General features: G+C 63.0%; 26 protein-coding genes. 25 read left to right on the top strand and 1 reads right to left on the bottom strand.

Features of this window, described 5'->3' with window-relative positions:
* Positions 1-42: 42 nt before the first annotated feature.
* Positions 43-2208 carry a methyl-accepting chemotaxis protein gene (locus AC4HIX_RS09890; RefSeq protein WP_490398856.1) on the bottom strand — a complete coding sequence of 722 codons (2166 nt, stop codon included), beginning with the start codon at positions 2206-2208 and terminating at the stop codon, positions 43-45.
* Between the two features lie 211 nt (positions 2209-2419).
* On the opposite strand from AC4HIX_RS09890, the gene AC4HIX_RS09885 reads away from it, so the two are divergent.
* From AC4HIX_RS09885 to AC4HIX_RS09765, 25 genes are all read left to right on the top strand, one after another.
* On the top strand, positions 2420-3040 hold the full coding sequence (locus tag AC4HIX_RS09885; protein WP_490398855.1) for a 2OG-Fe(II) oxygenase family protein: 621 nt from the start codon (positions 2420-2422) through the stop codon (positions 3038-3040).
* 58 nt (positions 3041-3098) lie between these two features.
* Entirely contained in the window at positions 3099-3893 is a 795-nt protein-coding gene (locus AC4HIX_RS09880; protein ID WP_490398854.1) for an FkbM family methyltransferase, read from the top strand.
* A 217-nt stretch (positions 3894-4110) separates the two neighbouring features.
* Entirely contained in the window at positions 4111-4311 is a 201-nt protein-coding gene (gene rpmC / locus AC4HIX_RS09875) for a 50S ribosomal protein L29 (protein ID WP_008554543.1), read from the top strand.
* An 11-nt stretch (positions 4312-4322) separates the two neighbouring features.
* Complete coding sequence (gene rpsQ, locus AC4HIX_RS09870; protein WP_475049303.1) at positions 4323-4553, top strand: 30S ribosomal protein S17; 231 nt, start codon at positions 4323-4325, stop codon at positions 4551-4553.
* 99 nt (positions 4554-4652) lie between these two features.
* Positions 4653-5021 (top strand): 50S ribosomal protein L14, encoded by a 369-nt coding sequence (gene rplN / locus AC4HIX_RS09865; RefSeq protein ID WP_005621870.1) that lies wholly within the window; start codon positions 4653-4655, stop codon positions 5019-5021.
* A gap of 2 nt (positions 5022-5023) precedes the next feature.
* On the top strand, positions 5024-5329 hold the full coding sequence (gene rplX, locus AC4HIX_RS09860) for a 50S ribosomal protein L24 (protein ID WP_027235538.1): 306 nt from the start codon (positions 5024-5026) through the stop codon (positions 5327-5329).
* The gene (rplE, locus tag AC4HIX_RS09855) at positions 5329-5892 is read left to right on the top strand and encodes a 50S ribosomal protein L5 (protein ID WP_036797266.1); all 564 of its coding nucleotides are present in this window, start codon (positions 5329-5331) and stop codon (positions 5890-5892) included. The genes rplX and rplE overlap by 1 nt, the downstream gene beginning before the upstream one ends.
* 19 nt (positions 5893-5911) lie before the next feature.
* Positions 5912-6217 carry a 30S ribosomal protein S14 gene (gene rpsN / locus AC4HIX_RS09850; RefSeq protein WP_027235536.1) on the top strand — a complete coding sequence of 102 codons (306 nt, stop codon included), beginning with the start codon at positions 5912-5914 and terminating at the stop codon, positions 6215-6217.
* A 13-nt stretch (positions 6218-6230) separates the two neighbouring features.
* Complete coding sequence (gene rpsH, locus AC4HIX_RS09845; protein WP_008554600.1) at positions 6231-6623, top strand: 30S ribosomal protein S8; 393 nt, start codon at positions 6231-6233, stop codon at positions 6621-6623.
* Between the two features lie 12 nt (positions 6624-6635).
* Entirely contained in the window at positions 6636-7169 is a 534-nt protein-coding gene (gene rplF, locus AC4HIX_RS09840) for a 50S ribosomal protein L6 (protein WP_475049305.1), read from the top strand.
* Positions 7170-7180: 11 nt separating this feature from the next.
* Positions 7181-7540: a 50S ribosomal protein L18 gene (rplR, locus tag AC4HIX_RS09835; protein WP_027235533.1), complete on the top strand. Its 360-nt coding sequence runs from the start codon at positions 7181-7183 to the stop codon at positions 7538-7540.
* 115 nt (positions 7541-7655) lie between these two features.
* A complete protein-coding gene (rpsE, locus tag AC4HIX_RS09830) occupies positions 7656-8225 on the top strand; it encodes a 30S ribosomal protein S5 (protein ID WP_027235532.1) in 570 nt (189 codons plus the stop codon).
* 13 nt (positions 8226-8238) lie between these two features.
* On the top strand, positions 8239-8427 hold the full coding sequence (rpmD, locus tag AC4HIX_RS09825; protein WP_019298002.1) for a 50S ribosomal protein L30: 189 nt from the start codon (positions 8239-8241) through the stop codon (positions 8425-8427).
* A 178-nt stretch (positions 8428-8605) separates the two neighbouring features.
* Positions 8606-9532: a hypothetical protein gene (locus tag AC4HIX_RS09820; RefSeq protein ID WP_490398853.1), complete on the top strand. Its 927-nt coding sequence runs from the start codon at positions 8606-8608 to the stop codon at positions 9530-9532.
* A 266-nt stretch (positions 9533-9798) separates the two neighbouring features.
* Entirely contained in the window at positions 9799-10011 is a 213-nt protein-coding gene (locus tag AC4HIX_RS09815) for a DUF1127 domain-containing protein (RefSeq protein ID WP_475049310.1), read from the top strand.
* A gap of 261 nt (positions 10012-10272) precedes the next feature.
* Positions 10273-10488: a DUF1127 domain-containing protein gene (locus AC4HIX_RS09810; protein ID WP_475049311.1), complete on the top strand. Its 216-nt coding sequence runs from the start codon at positions 10273-10275 to the stop codon at positions 10486-10488.
* 577 nt (positions 10489-11065) lie between these two features.
* A complete protein-coding gene (gene rplO, locus AC4HIX_RS09805; RefSeq protein ID WP_475049316.1) occupies positions 11066-11536 on the top strand; it encodes a 50S ribosomal protein L15 in 471 nt (156 codons plus the stop codon).
* A gap of 110 nt (positions 11537-11646) precedes the next feature.
* On the top strand, positions 11647-13011 hold the full coding sequence (secY, locus tag AC4HIX_RS09800) for a preprotein translocase subunit SecY (protein WP_475049318.1): 1365 nt from the start codon (positions 11647-11649) through the stop codon (positions 13009-13011).
* Positions 13008-13655, top strand: coding sequence for an adenylate kinase (locus AC4HIX_RS09795; RefSeq protein WP_421056217.1), 648 nt, complete (start codon positions 13008-13010; stop codon positions 13653-13655). The genes secY and AC4HIX_RS09795 overlap by 4 nt, the downstream gene beginning before the upstream one ends.
* A gap of 293 nt (positions 13656-13948) precedes the next feature.
* Positions 13949-14317 carry a 30S ribosomal protein S13 gene (gene rpsM, locus AC4HIX_RS09790; RefSeq protein WP_008557298.1) on the top strand — a complete coding sequence of 123 codons (369 nt, stop codon included), beginning with the start codon at positions 13949-13951 and terminating at the stop codon, positions 14315-14317.
* A gap of 14 nt (positions 14318-14331) precedes the next feature.
* Positions 14332-14721 carry a 30S ribosomal protein S11 gene (rpsK, locus tag AC4HIX_RS09785; protein ID WP_027235523.1) on the top strand — a complete coding sequence of 130 codons (390 nt, stop codon included), beginning with the start codon at positions 14332-14334 and terminating at the stop codon, positions 14719-14721.
* A gap of 113 nt (positions 14722-14834) precedes the next feature.
* Positions 14835-15851, top strand: a complete 1017-nt coding sequence (locus AC4HIX_RS09780; protein ID WP_475049322.1) for a DNA-directed RNA polymerase subunit alpha — start codon at positions 14835-14837, stop codon at positions 15849-15851.
* 136 nt (positions 15852-15987) lie between these two features.
* Positions 15988-16416, top strand: a complete 429-nt coding sequence (gene rplQ / locus AC4HIX_RS09775; RefSeq protein WP_065268162.1) for a 50S ribosomal protein L17 — start codon at positions 15988-15990, stop codon at positions 16414-16416.
* Positions 16417-16589: 173 nt separating this feature from the next.
* Positions 16590-18998 carry a CHASE3 domain-containing protein gene (locus tag AC4HIX_RS09770; RefSeq protein ID WP_490398852.1) on the top strand — a complete coding sequence of 803 codons (2409 nt, stop codon included), beginning with the start codon at positions 16590-16592 and terminating at the stop codon, positions 18996-18998.
* A 280-nt stretch (positions 18999-19278) separates the two neighbouring features.
* The gene (locus AC4HIX_RS09765) at positions 19279-20358 is read left to right on the top strand and encodes a 3-deoxy-7-phosphoheptulonate synthase (RefSeq protein WP_490398851.1); all 1080 of its coding nucleotides are present in this window, start codon (positions 19279-19281) and stop codon (positions 20356-20358) included.
* The last annotated feature ends 152 nt before the right edge of the window (positions 20359-20510 follow it).

The raw sequence follows: 20510 nt of genomic DNA, 5'->3' as shown, positions 1-20510 counted from the left end.
CATTGCTGCACCGGCCCGTTGCGGCCGGTGCAGGGGCAGCGTTCACGCCGCCTGTGCGGCGTCCGCCTGGCCAGGTTCCGCGGCTGGCGCTGCGGGCGCGGCAGGCTCAAGGCGGAAGCCGGCAATGGCGCGCGCCAGGCTCGCCGCCTCGTCGCGCAGCATCTGGCCGGCCGCCGCGGTTTCCTCAAGCATGGCGGCGCTGCGCTGGGAATCCTTGTCCAGCGCCTCCAGCGCCACATTCACCTCGGAGATGCCGTTGGCCTGCTCGGTCGTGTTCTCGGCGATCTCGTTCACCTTCTCCGCAGCCTGGGTAACGGTCTGAAGGATGGCAACCAGCGCCTCGCCGGCCTCATCCACCAGTTCCACCCCGCCGGTGACTTCGCTCTGGCTGCTGCTGATCAGCGTGCTGATCTCCTTGGCCGCGTCCGAAGACCGCTGCGCCAGCGCCCGCACCTCAGAGGCGACAACCGCAAACCCGCGCCCGGCTTCGCCCGCACGGGCGGCCTCCACCCCGGCGTTGAGCGCCAGCAGGTTGGTCTGGAAGGCCACGTCGTCGATCAGACCGGTGATCTTGGAGATCGCGTCCGAGGATTCCTTGATGCGCTGCATGGCGGAGACGGTCTTGTCGGCAACCTCCCGGGTGGCTTCCGCCTTGGTTTGGGCGTCGTTGACGAACTGGCGGGCGTCCTGCGCGCTGCTGGCGGTATCGTGGACCGTGTCGCGGACGATCTGCAGCGCGGCGGAGGTCTCCTCCAGCGCTGCGGCGGAGGATTCGCCGCGTTGCGACGCGTCGGCGACGGCGGAGGAAATCTCCTGCGAGGTGTTGTTCAGCATATCGCCGCTGCCTGCCAGCTGCCGGACCACGGTTTCCAGACTGCCGGCCAGGTTGTCGATCGCCCCGGCGATGTCCTTGAAAACGCCCTTCTGGCCCGCAGGCATCCGCTGGGTCAGGTCGCCCTCGGCGATGGCGTCCAGCACCCGCAGCACATCGCCCAGGCCCTTCTCGGCCACTTCGCCGATGGTGTTCACGCCCTGGCCCAGGCCGCTGTCGCGGCCGCCGCCACTGGTTGCGATGCGGCGCGAGAAGTCCCCCTCGCCGCAGGCTGCGATGACTTCGGAAATCTCCCCGTTCAGCTGCTGTTTTGCGGCCTCCGCCTTGCGGAACTCACCGGCTGCATTGGCAATTGCAGCGATTTCACGGATGCTCGTTTTTGGGATTTCCGGGCTGAAGTCGTTCTGCATCATCTTCTTCAGAACGGTGTCGGTCTGTTTGAGCGGCCGGGCGATGCTGCGCGCCAGCAGCAGGGCCACTGCCACAAAGAGGATGGAGCCGCCAATGCCGGCCCGCAGTGCATTCGTCTGAGCCTCGGCGCTGACGGTCTTGCCCCGGGTGCGCACCTGGTCAAGCAGGCTGCGCACGTCCGTGTGGACGGCAGCCAGCAGCGGCTCGGCGTTGGCGTAGTGGCCGGAGACCTCTTTGCGCAGCTGTTTTTCCTTCAGCGATTCCTCCACATAGGCCGCAAAGGACTTCTGATAGACATCCATCAGCCCCAGGATCTCTTTCTGCTGGGCCGCGCTGTCGTAGAAGCTGGCCGGGAAGGCGCGGAACTCTTCCACCCGGGCGTTCAGGCGGTCCAGATACTTTGGCGCCTGCCGCATGATAAAGTCCTTCTCGTGCCGCCGCATCATCAGCATCTTCACCTGCATGACCGGCTGATCCAGTTCCTTGAGCGTGCTTTCGGCATTCTTGACGGCCTTGCGCAGCTGCCCTTCCAGACCGCTGTTTTCGTCCAGCCCCAGCCGTTTGTTGCTGCCCGCCAGCGCGATGAAGCTGGCGTCGTAGGCCTCGATCGACGCGCCGATCTGGTTCAGTTGCTTTACCGATGCTGACAGTTCCGCGACCTCCGGCATTTGCCGGGTCAGCGATGCATAGGTCGCCTTGATCCGGTCCATCGTTTCCGCGTGGCGGACGGTGTATTTTTCGTCGCGGCGCAGCAGGAAATCCTTCTCGGCGCGGCGGGCCATGAGGAACTCGAGCTCGATTTCATCGAGGCTCAGGTAGATCTCTTCAATTCCGGCGACGCGCTGTTGCATGTCGTCGCGCACGCCGTGCGAATAGAGCAGGAGGCTGACCAGGGCGGCCATTAAGCCGCCGGCCAAAACGATGATCGAGAGGATAGCAGTACTGACGGTAAATCTTGGTTTCATGTGACCTGGACCATTTCACTGAGACATCATTCTGGATTTTTTTAATCCACGATGACGGCCAATCGTTAAATCAGCGTGATATTCGGCGTTCCAATTTTCATTATTCGAACAAATTCGCGGTCCCGGGCTGCGCCAAGGGGGTGCTGCGCAACCGGATCCTGACCCGCGGCAGGGTCTCGCGCTTGCCAGCGGTCTGCGGTATGACGCGGACATGGCCCAGATTGAATCGCTCTTTGTGACCCGTCTCTACCGCGCGCAGCTGTCCGAATTCGGACCCAAGGTTGATGCGCAGGAACTGGAAAACTCCTGCCTTGTCATCGCTGGCGATGACGATGCCGGACAGGACTGGTGCGAGGAGAACGGCTATCCCGGTTATACCTCCTATGCCTCGCTGACGGATCTGCCCTGGCGGTTTCCGATCTTTGCCGACCTGGTGAAGTCGCTGGATCAGCATGTCGCTGCCTTTGCCAAGGATCTGGAGTTTGACCTGGACGGGCGCGAACTGAAGCTGGAGGATCTGTGGATCAACATCTTGCCTGAGGGCGGCACCCACTCCAGCCACTTGCACCCGCATTCGGTGATATCCGGCACCACCTATGTGTCGATGCCGGACGGTGCCAGCGCGCTCAAACTGGAGGATCCGCGCTCTGCCCGGATGATGGCGGCGCCCACCCGCACCAAGGACGCGCGGCGCGAATTGCAGCCCTTCATCTACATGAAGCCGGACGTGGGCGATGTGCTGCTGTGGGAAAGCTGGCTGCGCCACGAAGTGCCGATGAACATGGCCGAGGACGAGCGGATCTCGGTCAGCTTCAATTACAAGTGGGAGTGAACCCCGTTCGCCGCTCCTGGCAAGGCGATTGTCTGACACCAACCGACTGGAACCCCAAATGCATCCCAAGATCCGACGCGCGCTTCATGCAATCGGCCTCCACGTAAGCAGTGCGTCCAAGTACAAGGCGTTGCAGAACGCGCTGGAGGAAAGCCGCCGCAAGGCTGCTGAGGGCGAAGCTTTCCGGGATTTCCTGCTGGCCAATCTCAACGGCACAAGCGCCGGCTGGGAGTCTCAGGCCAGCCAGGATGTCTTCGCTCTGGTTGCCAACGGGTTCAAGCGGGGCGGGTATTTCGTCGAGTTCGGGGCCACCAACGGCAAATCCATCAGCAACACGTACACGCTGGAAAAGGAGTTCGGCTGGACCGGTATCGTGGCTGAGCCCGCGAAGTGCTGGCACGAGGATCTGCGCCGGAACCGGTCCTGCGAGGTCGAGTTCGACTGCGTCTGGAAGGAAACCGGGGCCGAGCTGGAGTTCAAGGAAACCGGCGCGGCGGAGCTGTCGACGATTTCAGACTTCAGCGAAGCCGACCTGCACTCCCGAAGCCGCCGCAAGGCCATAAGCTATCCGGTCAAGACCGTCTCGCTGCTGGATATGCTCGACCGCCACGGCGCCCCGCGGGAGATTGATTTCATGTCGGTTGATACCGAGGGCAGCGAACTGGACATTCTGCAGGCGTTCGATTTCAGCAAGTACCGGTTCAACGCCATCACGGTGGAGCATAATTACACTGAGCAGAGGGCCGCGATCCGGGCGCTGCTGGAGCAGAACGGCTACAGGAACGTGGCCGCCGGGGCGTCCGGCTATGATGACTGGTTCGTGCCGGCCGGCAGCCCGCTGAAAACCGGCTGAAGGGCCGGGGCCGCAGCCGCCGGCGGGGCGGCCAATCTTTCGCTTGCCCCCGCACCCTGTCTCCTTTATAGGGACCCATCGCTTGTCCCCAATCCGTCTCGGATCCGGGCCAAGTGATTCTTTTTTCCGCGCTTTGCGGCGCGGTTTGACATAACCCACCAGGTTGCAAGGTGACCCGTCAGGGGCCTTCTGGTGCTTTGGACAAGGAACAAAGGCGATGAACGCCAATGATCTGCGCGAGAAGACCGTGGATGAACTCCGCGATATGCTCGCATCCCTGAAAAAAGAGAGCTTCAACCTGCGCTTTCAGCAGGCAACCGGTCAGCTGGAAAACACTGCCGGCATCAAAGCGGCCCGCCGCAACGCTGCCAAAGTGAAGACCATCCTGAACGAAAAAGCTGCAGCAGCAGCCGAATAAGGAGCGACACAATGCCCAAACGTATCCTGCAAGGCGTTGTGACCAGCGACGCAAACGCCCAGACCGTCACCGTCTCGGTTGAACGCCGCTTCACGCACCCGGTTCTGAAGAAAACCGTCCGTAAGTCCAAGAAATACCGGGCTCACGACGAAAAGAACGCTTTCAAGGTCGGCGACACTGTCCGCATCATCGAATGCGCGCCGAAATCGAAAACGAAACGCTGGGAAGTTCTGGAAGCCTAAGAGTCTCATCCGAGACTCCTGGCGGCTAGACTTAACAGTCAGTCGAAACCCTGGGGGATACCAGCACGCATCGCTGCCCCATAGGTCGGGAGAAACCACATGATCCAGATGCAAACAAATCTGGATGTAGCTGACAACTCCGGCGCACGCCGAGTTCAGTGCATCAAGGTTCTGGGTGGCTCCAAGCGTAAATACGCATCCGTTGGCGACATCATCGTCGTCTCGGTCAAGGAAGCCATCCCGCGCGGCCGCGTGAAAAAAGGCGACGTCCGTAAGGCCGTTGTCGTGCGCACCGCCAAAGAAGTCCGCCGCGAAGACGGCACCGCGATCCGTTTTGACCGGAACGCAGCCGTTATCCTGAACAACAACAACGAGCCGGTCGGTACCCGTATCTTTGGCCCGGTTGTTCGTGAACTGCGCGCGAAGAACTTCATGAAGATCATCTCGCTTGCTCCGGAGGTGCTGTAATCATGGCTGCTAAACTCCGCAAAGGCGACAAGGTCGTCGTGCTGGCCGGCAAGGACAAGGGCAAGGAAGGCACCATCGCCTCCGTTGACCCGAAAGCCGGCAAAGCCGTTGTCGAAGGCGTGAACATGGCGATCCGCCACACCCGCCAGACCCAGAACAGCCAGGGCGGCCGTCTGCCCAAGGCACTGCCGATCGACCTGTCGAACCTGGCACTGCTGGACAGCAACGGCAAAGCAACCCGCGTCGGCTTCCGCGAGGAAGACGGCAAGAAGGTGCGCTTCGCCAAGACCACCGGGGAGACTGTCTGATGCTTGACGCTGCAACCTACACCCCGCGCCTGAAGACCCTCTACAAAGAGACCATCCGTGGCGCTCTGAAAGAGGAATTCGGCTACAAGAACGACATGATGCTCCCCAAGCTGGAGAAAATCGTTCTGAACATCGGCTGTGGCCGCGCTGCTGTCAAAGACAGCAAGAAAGCCAAATCCGCTCAGGCCGACCTGACCCTCATCGCGGGCCAGAAAGCTCTGACCACCGTGGCCAAGAACTCCATCGCCGGCTTCCGCGTTCGCGAAGGCATGCCGATGGGCGCCAAGGTGACCCTTCGCGGCGACCGGATGTACGAATTCCTGGATCGTCTGATCACCATCGCGATGCCCCGTATCCGCGACTTCCGCGGCGTTTCGGGCACCTCGTTTGACGGCCGCGGCAACTATGCCATGGGCCTGAAAGAGCACATCGTGTTCCCGGAAATCGATTTCGACAAGATCGATGAGCCCTGGGGCATGGACATCGTGATCGCCACCACCGCGAAAACCGACGCGGAAGCAAAGGCGCTGTTGAAAGCTTTCAACATGCCCTTCAACAGCTAAGCGCGGGAAGGAAGAGACCATGGCTAAGAAAAGCATGATCGAACGCGAGAAGAAGCGCGAGCGCCTGGTGGCAAAATACGCCGCAAAGCGTGCCGAGCTGAAAGAAATCGCAAACGACGAATCCCGCCCGATGGAAGAGCGCTTCAAGGCGCGTCTGAAACTGGCGAAACTGCCGCGCAACTCGGCTCCGAGCCGTTTGCACAACCGCTGCCAGCTGACCGGCCGTCCGCACGCTTACTACCGTAAGCTGAAGATCAGCCGTATCGCGCTGCGCGAGCTGGGGTCTGCTGGCCAGATCCCCGGCCTGGTGAAATCGAGCTGGTAAGGGAGAGAGTGGTATGAACGATCCTATCGGCGATATGCTCACCCGTATCCGTAACTCTCAGATGCGCGGCAAATCCACCGTCATGACCCCGGCTTCCAAGCTGCGGGCATGGGTGCTGGACGTGCTGGCGGACGAGGGCTACATCCGCGGTTATGAGAAAACCACTGGTGAAAATGGCCACCCGGCCATCGAAATCAGCCTGAAATATTTCGACGGCGAACCTGTCATTCGCGAGCTCAAGCGGGTCTCCAAGCCCGGCCGCCGCGTTTACATGGGCGTCAATGACATCCCGTCGGTCCGTCAGGGCCTGGGCGTGTCGATTGTCTCCACCCCCAAGGGTGTGATGTCGGACGCAAACGCACGCGCAGCCAACGTTGGCGGCGAAGTGCTTTGCACCGTCTTCTAAGGAGGCCTCGCAATGTCCCGTATTGGTAAGAAACCGGTCGAACTGCCCAGCGGCGTATCCGCCTCTGTGTCCGGCCAGACCATCGAAGTGAAAGGCCCGAAAGGCGCCCGCACCTTCACCGCGACTGACGACGTCACCCTGTCGGTCAACGACAATGTTGTCACCATCGAGCCGCGCGGCAAGTCCAAGCGTGCCCGTCAGCAGTGGGGCATGTCCCGCACTCAGGTGGCCAACCTCGTGACCGGCGTGACCCAGGGCTTCAAGAAAGAACTGGAGATCCAGGGTGTGGGTTACCGGGCTCAGATGCAGGGCAACACCCTGAAGCTGAACCTGGGCTACAGCCACGATGTCGACTTCGTTGCTCCGGAAGGTATCACCATTACCGCGCCGAAGCAGACCGAAATCGTTGTGGAAGGTATCGACCAGCAGCAGGTGGGCGAAGTGGCGGCGAAAATCCGCGACTGGCGCCGTCCGGAGCCCTACAAGGGCAAAGGCATCCGCTACAAGGGCGAGTTCATCTTCCGCAAGGAAGGCAAGAAGAAGTAAGGACCAGCAAAATGGCAAACAGCAAACGTACCCTGTTTCTGAAGCGCCGGCTGCGCGTCCGGAACAAGCTTCGCAAAGTGAACGCAGGCCGTCCGCGTCTGTCCGTGCACCGTTCGAACAAGAACATCTCTGTTCAGCTGATCGACGACCTGCGCGGTGTGACCGTGGCGTCCGCTTCGACCCTGGAAAAAGATCTGGGCGTTGTCGGCAAGAACAACGTCGAAGCAGCGGCCAAGGTTGGTGCAGCGATCGCCGAGCGCGCAAAAGCGGCTGGCGTGACCGAAGCCTACTTCGACCGCGGCGGCTTCCTGTTCCACGGCAAGGTGAAGGCTCTGGCCGACGCTGCGCGTGAAGGCGGCCTGAAGATCTAATCTCATGCGGGCGGCCTCTCGGGGCCGCCCCGATGATCCGGGAACCCGGACCCGTGCCGGGTTCACCAAGGATTGAGAACAAAAGGCGCCTGGCGCCCTATGAAAGGAATGCCTGATGGCAGAACGTGAAAACCGCCGCGGCCCCCGCCGCGACCGTGAAGAAACTCCGGAGTTCGCAGATCGTCTGGTCGCGATCAACCGCGTGTCGAAAACCGTAAAAGGCGGCAAGCGCTTTGGCTTCGCAGCCCTGGTTGTCGTTGGCGACCAGAAAGGCCGCGTGGGCTTTGGCAAGGGCAAGGCGAAAGAAGTGCCTGAGGCGATCCGCAAGGCGACTGAGCAAGCGAAGCGCCAGATGATCCGCGTGCCGCTGAAAGAGGGCCGCACCCTGCACCACGACATGGCCGGCCGTCACGGCGCAGGAAAAGTTGTGATGCGCACCGCGCCTGAAGGTACCGGTATCATCGCAGGTGGTCCGATGCGTGCCGTGTTCGAGATGCTGGGCATCAAGGACGTGGTCTCCAAGTCGATCGGCTCGCAGAACCCCTACAACATGATCCGCGCCACCCTGAACGGCCTGCAGAAAGAGCAGAGCCCGCGTTCGGTGGCTCAGCGCCGCGGCAAAAAGGTTGCTGACATCCTGCCCAAGCGGGACGACGCACCGGCAGCTGCCGAAGCTGAAGCGTAAGGAGTAGAGAGACATGGCAAAAACCATCGTCGTCAAGCAGATCGGCTCGCCGATCCGCCGCCCCGCCAAACAGCGCGCAACCCTGGTTGGCCTGGGCCTGAACAAGATGCACAAGACCCGCGAGCTGGAGGACACCCCCTCCGTGCGCGGCATGGTCAACTCGATCCCGCACCTGGTTCAGATCATCGAAGAGCGCGGCTAAGCCCTTTTCGGTATCAGACTTTGGAAAACGCCCCCGGTTCTGCCGGGGGCGTTTTTCGTTTCGCGGGCGCCGCTTCAGGTCCCGATTGTCCGGACTGAGGCGACGCGGACGTGTTGTGCCGCGGCCTTTGCATGGTATGCCTTTGCAGATGCGTTCTGGCAAAGGCAGCGAACCCGCAATGACCGACCCGACCCGCGATGCCCCGAGGACACCCGCCCGCACCGTTTTTGCCTTGATGGCGGGCTTGCTGTTTCTGCTCACCGGTGTCCTTGGCCTGTCCGGGCGCAGCGATTGGAACCCGCTTGCCACTGTCTCAGAGCAGACAGCGGAGACCATCGCGGCCTCAGCGGTGACAGTTTATGTTTCGCTCCGGGCGATCAACGCGGCGCTGTCCACGGCGCAGGAGATCGAGGTGGGCGCATCGGTTGTCGGCCAGGCCAGCCTGCAGCCGCTGAAGGTGCTGGAACCCGTTGATGACACGGTGGAGCGCGTGGCCGATGCCGTGTTCCTCGTTGCGGCCGGCGCCGCGCTTGCCGCCGTTGGTCTGGCGCCGGTGGTGTCGGTTGGCCTCGTCGTTCTCGGCGCCGCGCTGCTGGGCCGGATCGCCCTCGGCCGCAGTCCGGCGTTCGCCCGAAGAGTGAAACCGCTTTGCGATAAGGGGATCACGCTTGGCATCGCGGTGGGCTTTGCCATCCCTGCAGTGTTTGTGCTGGCTGTGCGGGTCGGGGAGCAAGCCACTGCAGCGCAGATGAGCACTGCCATGGCAGAGCTTGATGCCGTCGCGCATAAGGCGAATTTCCTCATCGGCGCGGAGGCGGATGAGGCGGCGGCGGTGTCTCCGGCAGATGAGGGGGATGCAGGGGTGTTTGGCTGGCTGAGCAGCCGGATCAGCGAAGCCGGCGACAGCGTAAGCGGTGTTTTTGAGCAGAGCGGCCGGTATCTGGAGGCCGCCCAGGTCTTCGTGGAGGAAGCCGATACGATTCTTCGCGCATCCCTGACAATAATCGGCATCTTTACGCTCCGGATGCTCGTGCTGCCGGTCTTCCTGCTTTGGGGGGCGTTGTCGCTGCTGAAGGCCGTCCTGCGTCCCGCGTCCGGCGGGTGACGCCCTCAATACCTCTCGCGTGACCGGTGCCAGGCCTGCATCCCAGGCCGGAACAGGCTGCGGATACTCCCATTCAATGACCAAGGTTTGCGCCGGGGCAGGGCGGCTATCCGGCCCCAACGATCCCTTGCAGCGCGTGCATATCGGCTTGCCGGTTGCGTCAGTTGTTGGAATCGGGCGGTGCGCCTATCTCGGGCCTGTCACAGAAAAGACCAAACAACGGACCGCCGGGAATAGGCCCGGCCCAAGAGACAAGGAACATCAAGATGGCACATGTTATCACCGCCGCCCCGTCGCTCAGCCTGACCGCCCGCATCCGCCGCACTGTCGACGGCGTACTGGAAGCCTGGGCGCTGCACCGCGAATACCAGCGCACCTACAACGAGCTGGACGGCCTGAGCGATCACGAGCTGGCAGATATCGGCGTGCGCCGCAGCGATATCGCCGACATCGTGCAGCAGCACGTATACGGCAAGTAATTCTCGTCCGGGCTTCTCTCCTCCTCCTCCTCCTTCAAGCCCGGGCCAAAGCGCTCCTGCCCTCGCGGGCGGGGGCGTTTTCTTTTGCCGGGTCTTCAAATTCCCTCACGCGATTGTGCTATGCGGGCGCTGCATAGCCGCCAGACCAAAGCAGCCGTTGCGCCGGTTCCGGGCCATCCCTATTTCCCGTTCACCTCAGACGAACAGATAAAGCTACGCGCCGGGAACACGTTCCGGCACCGCAGCGAAGGAACAAGAACAATGGCTTATTCAACTCTCACCGCGCCTGCCTCTGCAGGCATTCCCGCCCGTCTGCGCGGCATCGCCGCTGGCCTGATCCAGAACTGGAAGCTGCGCCGCGAGTACCAGCGCACCGTGCGTGAGCTGCGCGCGCTGTCCAGCCGTGATCTGGCGGACATCGGCCTCAGCCGCTGCGCCATCCCCGGCGCCGCCCGCGAGCACGTCTACGGCAAGTGATCTCCCTGGCCGGCTGCGGATCCTCCTCCCTCTCCAAAGCCCGGCCCCAAAGCGCCCCTGCCAACCCGGCGGGGGCGTTTTTGTTTTTCAGGCTCAGCGCCCCCCGCCCGGCCGCAAGGCCGGTGTGTGCTGGCCGTTGCGCACCCGCCGTACGCACCGCGCACCGGAATTAAACCCGGGTCTGGCAGGATCATCGCCGGTCATGATCACCCGCCGGGCCTGACACCCCCGGCACCTGGAACTGGGCTCCGGCGTGGCACCCGGAGCGCGCAAATCGCGTTTTCGCATGGGGGCAACCCCATCCCATCTCCACCCCGGCGGCGCCGCCAACCTATTAACGGACGGCCAGCAGCGGAACGGAAACAGCGACAGACGGCAGGACACGCAACCGGCAGGGCAGGGGCCTTGGCGGGTGTTCCCGTGCGCAATTGGATATGCCTATCCCGCGGGGCTTGATCCCGTCCCCCATCAGGTCTATAGGCACCCGGTGGCGTTCTGCGCCACGGAATCACCAATCAAGAAACGCCGCGGTCGGGCCATCACGCTTCGGGGCCCGCATCCGGCAAGGAGAAGCGACATGAAACTTCACGAACTGCGCGACAATCCCGGCGCCGCCAAGAAACGCACCCGTGTGGCCCGTGGCCCGGGTTCCGGCAAAGGTAAAATGGGCGGCCGTGGTATCAAAGGCCAGAAATCCCGTTCGGGCGTCTCGATCAATGGCTACGAAGGCGGCCAGATGCCGCTGTACCAGCGTCTGCCCAAGCGCGGCTTCAATAAGCCGAACCGCAAGGCATACGCCGTTGTGAACCTGGGCCTGATCCAGAAGTTCATCGACGCAGGCAAGCTGGACGCAGCCTCCATCGACGAGGATTCGCTGGTTGCATCCGGCCTGGTGCGCCGCAAGCTGGACGGCATCCGCGTCCTGGCCAAAGGCGAACTGACTGCCAAAGCCACCATCTCGGTCACCGGCGCGTCGAAGGCCGCTGTTGAGGCCGTTGAAAAAGCTGGCGGCGCTCTGACTGTGGCAACTGCAGCCGCCGCAGAGTAACGGCTTGTGAGCGGCGCCAATGCCGCTTACATAGTCCTAAGTTTTCCTAGAACGCCGCCCGAGCCGGAAAACGGTTCCGGGCGGCGTTTCGCTAAAGAAGAGACCTTTTCATGGTATCAGCAGCAGAACAAATGGCGGCGAACACCAGCTGGGCTGCCCTTGGCAAGGCCACGGATCTGCGCAACCGCATCCTGTTCACCATCGGCCTTTTGATTGTCTACCGCCTGGGCACCTTTATTCCGGTTCCGGGAATCGACGCAGCCGCCCTGCGCCAGTTCATGGAGCAGGCAGGCCAGGGCATCGGCGGCATGGTGTCGATGTTCACCGGCGGCGCGCTTGGCCGGATGGGGATTTTTGCCCTTGGCATCATGCCCTATATCTCCGCCTCCATTATCGTTCAGCTTCTGACCTCGATGGTGCCCTCGCTTGAGCAGCTCAAGAAAGAGGGCGAGCAGGGCCGCAAGAAGATCAACCAGTACACCCGCTACGGCACCGTGGCGCTGGCGACCGCGCAGGCTTATGGCCTGGCCGTGTCGCTGGAGCAGGGCGACCTGGCGACCGATCCGGGCATGTATTTCCGCATGGCCTGCATGATCACCCTGGTGGGCGGCACCATGTTCCTGATGTGGCTGGGCGAGCAGATCACCCAGCGCGGCATCGGCAACGGCATTTCGCTCATCATCTTCGTCGGCATTATTGCCGAGGTTCCGGCTGCGATTGCCCAGTTCTTCGCCTCCGGCCGTTCCGGCGCGATCAGCCCGGCCGTGATCATCGGCGTGATCCTGATGGTCGTCGCGGTGATCATGTTCGTGGTGTTCATGGAACGCGCGCTGCGCAAGATCCACATCCAGTACCCGCGCCGCCAGGTCGGCATGAAGGTCTATGACGGCGGTTCCTCGCATCTGCCGGTCAAGGTGAACCCGGCGGGCGTGATCCCGGCGATCTTCGCCTCCTCGCTGCTGCTGCTGCCGACCACCATTTCGGCGTTCTCCTCGGGTGCGGCGACCGGTCCGGTGATGTCCTGGCTGCTGGCCAACTTCGGCCCCGGCCAGCCGCTGTACCTGCTGTTCTTCGTCGTGATGATCGTGTTCTTCGCCTACTTCTACACCTTCAACGTCTCCTTCAAACCGGAGGACGTGGCGAACAACCTGAAGAACCAGAACGGCTTTGTCCCCGGCATCCGCCCCGGCAAGAAGACCGCTGAATACATCGAGTATGTGGTCAACCGCGTGCTGGTTCTGGGCTCGGCCTATCTGGCGCTGGTCTGCCTTCTGCCGGAGGTCCTCCGCGGCCAATTCGCCATCCCGGTTTATTTTGGCGGCACGTCCGTTCTGATTGTGGTATCCGTCACCATGGACACAATCCAGCAGGTGCAAAGCCACCTCCTCGCGCATCAGTATGAGGGCCTTATCGAGAAGAGCCAGCTGCGCGGGCGCAACAAGAAACGGACAAAACGGGGACCCTCTCGCCGATGACCAACATTATTCTCCTTGGCCCGCCGGGGGCGGGCAAAGGTACGCAGGCGCGCTACCTTGTGGAAAGCCGCGGCATGGTGCAGCTCAGCACTGGTGACATGCTGCGCGAGGCCCAGACCTCGGGCACCGAAATGGGCAAGAAGGTTGCCGCCATCATGGCCGAAGGCAAGCTGGTCACCGACCAGATCGTGATCGGCCTGATCCGCGAGAAGCTGCAGGGCGGCGCCGAGGGCGGCTTTATCTTCGACGGCTTCCCGCGCACCCTGGCCCAGGCCGATGCGCTGGCCAAGCTGCTGGAGGAGATGGATCTCAAGCTCGACGCGGTGATCGAGATGCAGGTCGATGACGAGGCGCTGGTCGCCCGCATCACCGGCCGCTCCACCTGCGGCGGCTGCGGCGAGGTTTATCACGACCAGACCAAGCCCTGGCCCGCGGACGGCAAATGCGCCAACTGCGGCTCCACCGAGGTCAAGCGCCGGGCGGATGACAATGAGGACAGCCTCAAGACCCGCCTGATGGAATACTACAAGAAGACCTCGCCGCTGATCGGCTACTACTACGCCAAGGGCAACCTGCAGCGCATCGACGGCCTCGCCTCGATCGACGAAGTGCGCCAGAACATGGCGTGGATCATGGGCGAGTGAGCCGCCGTCTACCGGATTGAAATGCCCCGTGCCCCGATGGCACGGGGCATTTTCTTTTTTAAAGGCCGAAGGGCCGGGGGCCAGGGGGGGCGTTTTCGCGGAACACGGGGTTGACCCCCGCGGCAATTCCACATAGGCAACCCCATCCCTTCTGGGAATGATTCCCGGCGGGCGGATTCGTCTGTCTGCCTTACCACCTCGAAATGCTGGACCCTCTGGCCACACTGCCACGGTCAAGTGTTGTGAAAAAAGGTTCCGGAACTACGGAACCGCAACGAAAAGGAAAGTGACACGTGGCACGTATTGCCGGCGTTAACATCCCGACTGCAAAGCGGGTTCCCATCGCCCTCACCTATATCACCGGTATCGGCAACACCTCGGCGAAAGCGATCTGCGACGCCGTGGGCATCGACCCGACCCGCCGTGTGAACGAACTCTCCGACGCTGAAGTCCTGGCCGTGCGCGAGCACATCGACGCCAACTACACCGTCGAAGGCGACCTGCGCCGTGAAGTTCAGATGAACATCAAGCGCCTGATGGACCTCGGCTGCTACCGTGGCCTGCGCCACCGCCGCAACCTGCCGGTCCGCGGTCAGCGTACCCATACCAACGCCCGCACCCGCAAGGGCCCGGCGAAGCCGATCGCCGGCAAGAAGAAGTAAGGGAGGCTTGATCAATGGCACGCGATAAATCCCGCATTAAGCGTAAAGAGCGCAAGAACATCGCCTCCGGCGTTGCTCACGTGAACTCTTCGTTCAACAACACCAAGATCCTGATCTCCGACGTGCAGGGCAACGCGATCTCCTGGTCGTCCGCCGGCACCATGGGCTTCAAAGGCTCGCGGAAATCGACCCCCTATGCCGCTCAGATGGCTGCAGAAGATGCAGGCAAGAAGGCACAGGAACACGGTGTTAAGACTCTGGAAGTCGAAGTTCAGGGCCCCGGTTCGGGCCGTGAATCGGCACTGCGCGCACTGGCCGCCGTCGGTTTCAACATCACCTCGATCCGTGATGTGACCCCGATCGCGCACAACGGCTGCCGCCCGCCGAAGCGCCGCCGCGTCTAATCGCAAAATTCTGCTGGGGCCCCGCTTGATTCGCAGGGCCCCAGTGCGTCATTTAAACCTCGGGCGTCCTTGGCCTTCCGGACATGGGGCAGGGACAGGAATGGAGGGAACGCATGATCCACAAAAACTGGGCAGAGCTGATCAAGCCGGCACAGCTGGAAGTGAAGCCGGGCAACGATCCTGCACGCCAGGCAACCGTTGTTGCAGAGCCGCTGGAACGCGGTTTCGGCCTGACCCTGGGCAACGCGCTGCGCCGCGTGCTGATGAGTTCGCTGCAAGGCGCCGCCATCACCAGCGTGCAGATCGACAACGTCCTGCACGAGTTTTCCAGCGTCGCCGGTGTGCGTGAAGACGTCACCGACATCATCCTGAACCTCAAGCAGGTTTCCCTGCGCATGGAAGTCGAAGGCCCCAAGCGCCTGTCGATCAATGCCAAGGGCCCGGCAGTCGTCACCGCAGGCGACATTGCTGAGACCGCCGGCATCGAGGTTCTGAACCGCGATCACGTGATCTGCCACCTGGACGATGGCGCCGACCTGTTCATGGAACTGACCGTGAACACCGGCAAGGGCTACGTCTCGGCAGAGAAGAACAAGCCGGAAGACGCACCGATCGGCCTGATCCCGATCGACGCGATCTATTCGCCGGTCAAGAAGGTCTCCTATGACGTTCAGCCGACCCGTGAGGGCCAGGTTCTGGACTATGACAAGCTGACCATGAAGGTGGAAACCGACGGCTCCATCACCCCCGATGACGCCGTGGCCTTTGCCGCCCGCATCCTGCAGGACCAGCTGTCGATCTTCGTCAACTTCGACGAGCCGGAATCGGCCGGCCGCCAGGACGAGGACGACGGTCTCGAGTTCAACCCGCTTCTGCTCAAGAAAGTGGACGAGCTGGAACTGTCGGTGCGTTCGGCAAACTGCCTGAAGAACGACAACATCGTCTATATCGGCGACCTGATCCAGAAGACCGAAGCGGAGATGCTGCGCACCCCGAACTTCGGCCGCAAGTCGCTGAACGAGATCAAAGAAGTGCTGTCGGGCATGGGCCTGCACCTTGGCATGGATGTCGAGGACTGGCCGCCGGACAACATCGAAGATCTGGCCAAGAAGTTCGAAGACAGCTTCTAAGGTTTTCGAGGAGGGCTCCGGCCCTCCTCTTCAATGCCCGGGCCTGCCGGGGACGACATGGGCACCTGCCCCAAGGAGAGCAGCTGACACGCATCAGCCGCCTGACAAAGCAAAACGCAAGATAAGGAACTGAAAAATGCGTCACGCACGTGGTTACCGCCGCCTGAACCGTACTCATGAGCACCGCAAGGCCCTGTTCTCCAACATGGCCGGCTCGCTGATCGAGCACGAGCAGATCAAGACCACCCTGCCCAAGGCAAAAGAACTGCGCCCGATCGTTGAAAAACTGATCACCCTGGCGAAACGCGGCGACCTGCACGCCCGCCGTCAGGCCGCAGCCAAGCTGAAAGAGGACAAGGACGTCGCGAAGCTGTTCGAGGTTCTGGGCCCGCGCTACAAGGACCGTCAGGGCGGCTATGTCCGTGTCCTGAAGGCCGGCTTCCGCTATGGCGACATGGCTCCGATGGCCATCATCGAGTTCGTCGACCGCGACGTTTCCGCCAAGGGTGCTGCCGACAAGGCCCGCCTGGAAGCAGAAGAAGCAGCTGCTGAAGCAGACGAATAAGACGCGCTGACCCTTTAGGGTTCGGCTATCTGGCCCCCGCTCCGCCCGGAGCGGGGGTTTTTCGTTACGCGACGACAATCTCTGGATGTTTAGAATTCACATTCTAATTGAAAGAGTATGGTAATTTTATTCTGATTTCACTGCCGCATCTCTTTAGAACCGGATCGGATGTGATGAAAAAGAATAAGACCTCCGCGGCCAGGCGGTTCTCACTGGCAAATCTCAGTATCAAAGCGAAAATTGTTTCGGTGGCCCTGTTTCCCCTGCTGCTGGTGCTTGGCGTCGGCGTCTTGGCTGTTGTGGACCTGGGCCGCATGGAAAAGACCTCCAAGGCGGTGGACCACACCGGCAAGATCCTGAGCGAGGCGCAGTCGCTGGCCGTTGCCGCCCTGGATATGGAAGCCGGGCTGCGCGGCTACCTGCTGGCCGGACGGGAGGAGTTTCTGGAACCCTATGAGGCTGGCCAGACCGACCTGGCCCGGGCGCTGACGGAGCTGAAATCTCTGGCGGCGGATGATCCCCAAATGATGGCGGACCTGCAGGAGGCGGAGCAGATCCTGACCGGCTGGCAGGAGAACGTGGCCGCTGGCGCCATCGAACTGCGCCGGGAAATCGGCGACGCCATGAGCATGAACGACATGGCGGACGCGGTGAAGGAATCCAAGGGCCGGATCCTGTTTGATGAGTTCCGCGCCGAAGTCGGCAAGATCATCGCGGACGAGGAAGTGGAGCTGGCCAACCGCCGCAACATTTTCTCCTCGCTGGTCAATGCGGGGATTGCCGATCCGGACTATCTGAGCGCCTCCCTGGAGGAAGTAGAGAAGGCCCATGAGGTGATCAGCACCGCCAAGGACCTGCTGGCTGCCGCCGTTGACATGGAAACCGGTGTGCGCGGCTTCCTTCTGGCAGGCGACCGGGCGTTTCTGGACCCTTATATGGAAGGCAACGAGCGCTTCAACGAGATCATGGCCGATCTGCGCGTGGCCTTCACGGACAAGCTGATGCAGACCAACCGGCTGAACACGGTGGCAGAGATCATCGGCAACTGGCGCAATGACGTGGTGGTGCCGATGCTGCAGCTGCGCCGGGTGATCGGCAGCGCGGCCACCATGGACGACATGGCCGACCGGGTCGCCGAGGGGCAGGGCAAGGCGTACTTCGACCGGTTCCGCGAAAGCCTGGCCTCGCTGCAGGCCCGCGGCGCCGAGACCATGGCCGCCCGCCGCGCCGCCAGCGAAGACATCGCAGACCAGACCCGGATGATGATCCCCGCCGCAATCGGCGCGGCTATTCTGATTGGCGCGGTTATGGCGCTGGTCACCAGCTCCGGCATTGCCTCCGGCATCCGCCGTATCGTGGTGTCGATGCGCGGCCTGGCCGAGGGCAACAACGCGGTGGAGATCCACGGCCAGCACCGCGGCGACGAAGTTGGCGACATGGCCCGTGCGCTGGAGAAGTTCCGCGACGAGCTGGTGCGGATGCAAGAAGCGGAGAAGCAGAAGGCGGAAAGCAAGGACGCTGAACTGGCGGGCGTGGTGCAGGAGCTGAGCGAGCGCCTGTCGCGCCTGTCGCACGGCGACCTGACCATCCGTATCGAGGAGGCGTTCCCGGAAGAATACGAGCAGCTTCGGGCGGACTTCAACGGCTCCATCGACAACCTCACCGCCACCGTGCAGGAGGTGATCGGCGCTTCGGCCAGCATCCGTAACGGCGCGGCTGAGATCAGCCAGGCCTCCGACGACCTGTCGCACCGCACCGAAAGCCAGGCGGCAACCCTGGAGGAAACGGCCGCCGCCATCGACGAGCTGACCGCCAGTGTGCGCTCGGCAGCCGAAGGCGCGCGCAACGTGGAGACCACCGTGCGGGAGGCCCGCCAGGAGGCCGAAAGCAGCGGCGAGGTGGTGCAGGACGCGGTGACCGCGATGAGCGGCATCGAGGACAGCTCCAACAAGATCTCGCAAATCATTTCGGTGATCGACGACATCGCCTTCCAGACCAACCTGCTGGCGCTGAACGCCGGTGTCGAGGCTGCCCGCGCGGGCGAGGCAGGCCGCGGCTTTGCGGTGGTCGCGTCCGAAGTGCGCGCCCTGGCCCAGCGGTCCTCGGATGCGGCGATGGAGATCAAGACCCTGATCGGCGACAGTTCGCGACAGGTGGCGGAAGGTGTCGATCTGGTCGGCCGCGCCGGCCAGGCGCTGCAGTCCATCGTGGGCCAGGTCAGCCATATCTCCAGCCTGGTGTCGGAGATCGCCGAAGGAGCGGAGGAGCAGTCCACCGGCCTGCATGAGATCAACACCGGCGTCACCCAGCTCGATCAGGTGACTCAGCAGAACGCGGCCATGGTCGAAGAGGCGACCGCGGCAGGCCACATGCTGAATACCGACGCCATGAAGCTCGCCGAACTGGTGGCGCGCTTCCAGGTGGACGGCAGCACTGCCGCGCCTGCGGCTCCTGCGGCTCTGGCATCGCCGGCGCCAACCGCCCACGGCGGGGACGACTGGGACATCGAGGCCAGCCCGGCCCCGGCCGCGGTCCCGGCGGGGGAGGGCAACGCTGCCCGCGATCTCTGGCAGGACTTCTGATCCGCCTGCGCTGCCATGCACTGGCCCTCCCGCGCGGAGGGCCATTTGCCATTTCCAGGGGTGACAGGGGGGCGAATCTCCGCTAGCGTCCGGCCCATGACCCGTACCTATGCCGCATTCTGGTATTTCTTTTATCCGCGCCACATGGCGGACGGAGGGGTCAGCGCATTCTGAGTTAGGACATCGGAACGCACCAGGATACCACCAACCGCCCGCAGCCCGCAGGCGGTTTTTTTGCATCCGCCGCAGCGCCCAGGGCCCCCGCCAAGGAAGCTGAAACATGACACCCCAGACCGAAAACCTCCGCATCACCGGAATGCAGGAACTGATCTCGCCCGAGGACCTCGCCGCACAGCTGCCCTCAACGTCAGCAGCCACCGAGACCGTGCTGGCCAGCCGCACCGCGATCCAGGATGTGCTGCACGGCCGCGATGACCGTGTGATTGCTGTTGTCGGCCCCTGTTCCGTTCACGACCCCAAGGCAGCGATGGACTACGCCCGCCGCCTGGCCCCCCTGCGCGGCCGGCTGGCCGGAGAGCTGGAAATCGTGATGCGGGTCTACTTCGAGAAACCCCGCACCATCTCGGGCTGGAAAGGGCTGATCAACGATCCCGGCCTCGACGGTTCCTTCCGTATTAACGAGGGCCTGGGGCTGGCCCGCCGCCTGTGCCTGGACATCAACGCGCTTGGCCTGCCGGTCGGGACTGAGTTCCTGGATACAGCGGTGCCGCAGTACATCTCTGATCTGGTGGCCTGGGCCGCCATCGGCGCCCGCACCACCGAAAGCCAGATCCACCGCGAGATGGCGTCGGGCCTCAGCTGCCCGGTGGGGTTCAAGAACGGCACCCGCGGCAATGTGCAGATTGCGGTGGACGCGGTGCGCTCGGCCGCGCATCCGCATCATTTCATGGCGCTGGCCAAATCGGGCCGCGCGGCGATTGCTGCCACCAGCGGCAACCCGGACGGCCACCTGATCCTGCGCGGCGGCGGCGGCACCAACTTTGACGCGGCCTCTGTCGATGCGGCCTGCAAACTGGCGGAGAAGGACGGCATCCGCGGCCATGTGATGATCGACGCCAGCCACGCCAACAGCGGCAAAGACCCGATGCGCCAGCCTGCCGTGCTGCGCGATGTAGCGGGCCAGATTGCCGCGGGCGACGGCCGCATCACCGGCGTGATGGTGGAAAGCCACCTGGTGGCGGGCCGCCAGGATCTGGGCAAGGGGGAGCTGACCTACGGCCAGTCGGTCACCGACGGCTGCCTCGGCTGGGAGGACACCGTGGCAGAGCTGGAGCATCTGGCCGCAGCCGTGGCCAAGCGCCGCGCCGTTGCCGCGCAAGGAGAGCTGGCCGAGGCCTGAGGCCTGCCGCAAGGAAACGCGCCTTGCGGCGCGTGCCTCCGGCGGGGAGTATTTGGGGAAAGATGAAAGGCCGGAGCCTTTTTGGCCGCCTGCTTCATCTGGCCCTAAATATCCCGGGGTGAATTGGCCGTCAGGCCAAGAGGGGCAGCGCC

Source organism: Leisingera sp. (assembly GCF_982940295.1).
Note: the sequence above shows the minus strand (reverse complement) of the source record. Positions and strands in the feature narration are given on the sequence as shown.

Bases quoted from the DNA above. Each gene is read 5' to 3' on its own strand.
- AC4HIX_RS09890 (WP_490398856.1), bottom strand. From the start codon at position 2,208: ATGAAACCAAGATTTACCGTCAGTACTGCTATCCTCTCGATCATCGTT.
- AC4HIX_RS09885 (WP_490398855.1), top strand. From the start codon at position 2,420: ATGGCCCAGATTGAATCGCTCTTTGTGACCCGTCTCTACCGCGCGCAG.
- AC4HIX_RS09880 (WP_490398854.1), top strand. From the start codon at position 3,099: ATGCATCCCAAGATCCGACGCGCGCTTCATGCAATCGGCCTCCACGTA.
- rpmC (WP_008554543.1), top strand. From the start codon at position 4,111: ATGAACGCCAATGATCTGCGCGAGAAGACCGTGGATGAACTCCGCGAT.
- rpsQ (WP_475049303.1), top strand. From the start codon at position 4,323: ATGCCCAAACGTATCCTGCAAGGCGTTGTGACCAGCGACGCAAACGCC.
- rplN (WP_005621870.1), top strand. From the start codon at position 4,653: ATGATCCAGATGCAAACAAATCTGGATGTAGCTGACAACTCCGGCGCA.
- rplX (WP_027235538.1), top strand. From the start codon at position 5,024: ATGGCTGCTAAACTCCGCAAAGGCGACAAGGTCGTCGTGCTGGCCGGC.
- rplE (WP_036797266.1), top strand. From the start codon at position 5,329: ATGCTTGACGCTGCAACCTACACCCCGCGCCTGAAGACCCTCTACAAA.
- rpsN (WP_027235536.1), top strand. From the start codon at position 5,912: ATGGCTAAGAAAAGCATGATCGAACGCGAGAAGAAGCGCGAGCGCCTG.
- rpsH (WP_008554600.1), top strand. From the start codon at position 6,231: ATGAACGATCCTATCGGCGATATGCTCACCCGTATCCGTAACTCTCAG.
- rplF (WP_475049305.1), top strand. From the start codon at position 6,636: ATGTCCCGTATTGGTAAGAAACCGGTCGAACTGCCCAGCGGCGTATCC.
- rplR (WP_027235533.1), top strand. From the start codon at position 7,181: ATGGCAAACAGCAAACGTACCCTGTTTCTGAAGCGCCGGCTGCGCGTC.
- rpsE (WP_027235532.1), top strand. From the start codon at position 7,656: ATGGCAGAACGTGAAAACCGCCGCGGCCCCCGCCGCGACCGTGAAGAA.
- rpmD (WP_019298002.1), top strand. From the start codon at position 8,239: ATGGCAAAAACCATCGTCGTCAAGCAGATCGGCTCGCCGATCCGCCGC.
- AC4HIX_RS09820 (WP_490398853.1), top strand. From the start codon at position 8,606: ATGACCGACCCGACCCGCGATGCCCCGAGGACACCCGCCCGCACCGTT.
- AC4HIX_RS09815 (WP_475049310.1), top strand. From the start codon at position 9,799: ATGGCACATGTTATCACCGCCGCCCCGTCGCTCAGCCTGACCGCCCGC.
- AC4HIX_RS09810 (WP_475049311.1), top strand. From the start codon at position 10,273: ATGGCTTATTCAACTCTCACCGCGCCTGCCTCTGCAGGCATTCCCGCC.
- rplO (WP_475049316.1), top strand. From the start codon at position 11,066: ATGAAACTTCACGAACTGCGCGACAATCCCGGCGCCGCCAAGAAACGC.
- secY (WP_475049318.1), top strand. From the start codon at position 11,647: ATGGTATCAGCAGCAGAACAAATGGCGGCGAACACCAGCTGGGCTGCC.
- AC4HIX_RS09795 (WP_421056217.1), top strand. From the start codon at position 13,008: ATGACCAACATTATTCTCCTTGGCCCGCCGGGGGCGGGCAAAGGTACG.
- rpsK (WP_027235523.1), top strand. From the start codon at position 14,332: ATGGCACGCGATAAATCCCGCATTAAGCGTAAAGAGCGCAAGAACATC.
- AC4HIX_RS09780 (WP_475049322.1), top strand. From the start codon at position 14,835: ATGATCCACAAAAACTGGGCAGAGCTGATCAAGCCGGCACAGCTGGAA.
- rplQ (WP_065268162.1), top strand. From the start codon at position 15,988: ATGCGTCACGCACGTGGTTACCGCCGCCTGAACCGTACTCATGAGCAC.
- AC4HIX_RS09770 (WP_490398852.1), top strand. From the start codon at position 16,590: ATGAAAAAGAATAAGACCTCCGCGGCCAGGCGGTTCTCACTGGCAAAT.
- AC4HIX_RS09765 (WP_490398851.1), top strand. From the start codon at position 19,279: ATGACACCCCAGACCGAAAACCTCCGCATCACCGGAATGCAGGAACTG.